The organism is Pseudomonadota bacterium, from assembly GCA_026388215.1.
GTDB lineage: Bacteria > Desulfobacterota > Syntrophorhabdia > Syntrophorhabdales > Syntrophorhabdaceae > JAPLKF01.
Window position 1 is genome coordinate 1 of the sequence record JAPLKF010000191.1, and the last position, 2825, is coordinate 2825.

At 46.3% G+C, this 2825-nt stretch carries 2 protein-coding genes; both read right to left on the reverse strand.

Annotation, left to right across the window (positions count from 1 at the left end):
• On the reverse strand, positions 1–510 hold a 510-nt coding region (locus tag NTU69_10315), incomplete at its 3' end, for a hypothetical protein (protein ID MCX5803903.1).
• A 187-nt stretch (positions 511–697) separates the two neighbouring features.
• Complete coding sequence (locus NTU69_10320) at positions 698–2548, reverse strand: PEP-utilizing enzyme (protein MCX5803904.1); 1851 nt, start codon at positions 2546–2548, stop codon at positions 698–700.
• Between the last annotated feature and the right edge of the window lie 277 nt (positions 2549–2825).

The following is a 2825-nucleotide window of genomic DNA, read 5'->3' on the forward strand; positions in this document are numbered from 1 at the left end:
TGCGCCCTTCATGAAATCAAAATTGAATAATGTCTTGAAGAGTATCAAGGATACTGCGTAAGAGACAATAAGCGTACCAAAACCCACGAAGGCGGGGTGGTTGCCCTTGATGCCTGCTGCTGGCCAGCATCCCCACACAACGACGCACCAAAACGTCATAATCACTGTCATAATCGTAAAGAATATGAGAGGCGGTGTGGGGGGCACCACAAAGCCTCCCACGGTCTTGATCGACCATGCGGCGACAAGAGACCCGACAATCATGTTGAATAATAAAAGATACAGCCCCTTCAAGGGTTGCTCTAATTTTGCCGCCGGCGCCGGGTAGTTTGCTTGCCAGACCATACCAATAATGATAGAAAATGGTATGAGACACATGGCCAGCTCGCCTGCCCAGGGAATAAATGTCTCTGGCTTAAACCAGGTGATAATGCCAAAGGCAATGAAAAATACAACCACTGTTCCCAAAATCCCTAATAAAGGCTGTTTGATTTCTCCTTTTTGATTCATATAGTGTCCCCCTTTTTTATTTTCGATGGAACTTCATACTGCAATGCCATCGTAATAAGTGACGATAATTCCTCCTCATTAAAAATATCTCCCTTCTTTCCTTCACGATTAACAAAAACACCCCCTTATGATTTGATAATTTACCGGGGGTACCGAGATATACCCCCGGTAAATTCAATCTTTAAGCCTATGCCCTCTTCACGATAGTCACCGTACCCGCAGTACCATCTACCCTGATGATATCACCTGTCTTTATGACGGATGTGGCAACACCGGTGCCTGTGACCGAAGGCAGACCATATTCCCTCGACACAATTGCCGCATGGGACGTGAGGCCTCCGATATCCGTCACCGCAGCCTTTATCTTTGTGAACACAGGAGCCCACGATGGATTTGTACAGGGACACACTACGATCTCGCCTTCCTGCAACTTGACGATGTCTTCGAGCAGCTTCAGCACTCTCGCTGGCCCTTCAACAACCCCTGCTGATGAGGCAAACCCTTTAAGCTCGTTGACATCACCCGCTTCAACGGTCCCGCCTTTCAACCATTGTTGCACTGAATCTGTTGTTACACCCCACAGCATAACGGTAAAGGGCTCAGATATCTCCTCAGGCGGCACTCCGAGCGCAAGCACAGGAACCCAGTTTTTCGCTGCGTTGAGTATTTTCTGCCGCTTCGCAGCCTTTTCCTGCCAGTACTTCCCTCTTGTTGGCGCGCCTTCGCCCAACGCCCAAGTAGTTACCAGGTCTTCAATCAGCATAGGCACTTCGAATCTGTTGAAAAGGAAAATATCATCTGTTTTTCCGAGAACACCGTATTTTGTGAGTATATTTCCAAATTCCCTGATCTTTTCAAACCATATGGTATGGAGCCAGTGCTCAACCCAGAAAAGATGGTCTTCGGCATATCTATATATGGACCTCACAACGTTGTAGGCATCGCTAAAGGACTTCTGGTCATCTTCCGTCTTAATGAGAGCCTTATACTCAGCAACAATCCTATCCCTCTCTTCCGAAATTGCTGTAAGCGACCTCTCTATCTTTTCCCCTTTCTCAAGCCTTTCCACGTAGCTCTTCATATAACTGAAGGGCACGTCCATCTTGGTTATCCAGCTCCCTTCGTAGTGGAACCACCCACTCCCGCAGGATACAAAAAACCATGGATCCTTTATCCTCTCAAGCTCTTCAAGCCATACCCTGCCAGCCTCTGTGCTCTTCAATTCTTTTATCTTCTCGTCAGCAGATATATTCTTCTTAAGAATGTTATTAACAGGCCGTTGTGCCACAGCTAATCTGCTTAGCCTGCATAACTCTTCTTCCGGGCGGAACATGGATACATCAGCCCCTGCAACCATCTTACCGATAGTGCTTTCTTTAATCCCCGGGAATAACTTTTTTGCGGTGTCCACAAACATGAGATAGGCAAGGTAGGCCAGGTTCAGATACTCGAAGTGGAACTGCCACGCCTTGAACATTTGGCTCACGATAGTATTGAATGCCTCGATCAAAAGGTAGCCGTCAGTGTATCCCCTCGGTGCGGGGAAAACCTCGTCGTCAGGGACATACTTGGGAAATTCTTTTGGAATCTTGAGCGCTTTCATCTCCTTCCCCAGGGCTGAGAACTTCTCATACCAAGCGGGCCAGAGCTTTCCTTCGTAGTTCTGAAAGACATAGGGCACCCTTTTTCCAAATAATGCTGCCTTTTCCCCGATTATCTCTGGAGGTGGTGGCTCTAACGCCGTGATATACATGTAGCAACCCAGCATCCTCTGGGCTATGCCCTGGGCCGGAGGGATGCAAAAAACCCTCGTCGTATACCCGGAGAGAGCGATCTGCCAGGCCTCCTGGAATATATCGTCGAGGGGATACATAGGCTCAGGTGCGTGGATTTTGTCCTGAAACCAGAAATGTCCCTTCTCCCACTCAGATCTATCCTCACTGAATAAACGCTGGGGTGCATACATCTCCTCCCAGCCTGCCAATTCCGGTGGTAACTTTACTTCTTCTGCATAAGGAAACTTTTTTGCTTCTGCCATAATAACCCCCTCTTTATAATAAGATTTTTTTAACTAAAAAAATACCACCCCCTTTCGAATATATTCTAAGGCCTAAACCATTCATGTTCATCAAACACCTTTTATACAATAATATACACCTGATGTAATCCATCAAATACTCTTTTCTTGAATTTACTTAAACAATTCCAAACTTGCATTTACAATTGCCTGTGCGAATTGAGGCTCTTCCATATTGGCGTCTACCTCTATAATTTCATATTCAGGCTTTAGACCTTTTCTTAATTCCTTTATAAAT

Excerpts from the sequence above, each read along its gene's own strand:
- NTU69_10320 (MCX5803904.1), bottom strand. The coding sequence starts at position 2,548 with ATGGCAGAAGCAAAAAAGTTTCCTTATGCAGAAGAAGTAAAGTTACCA.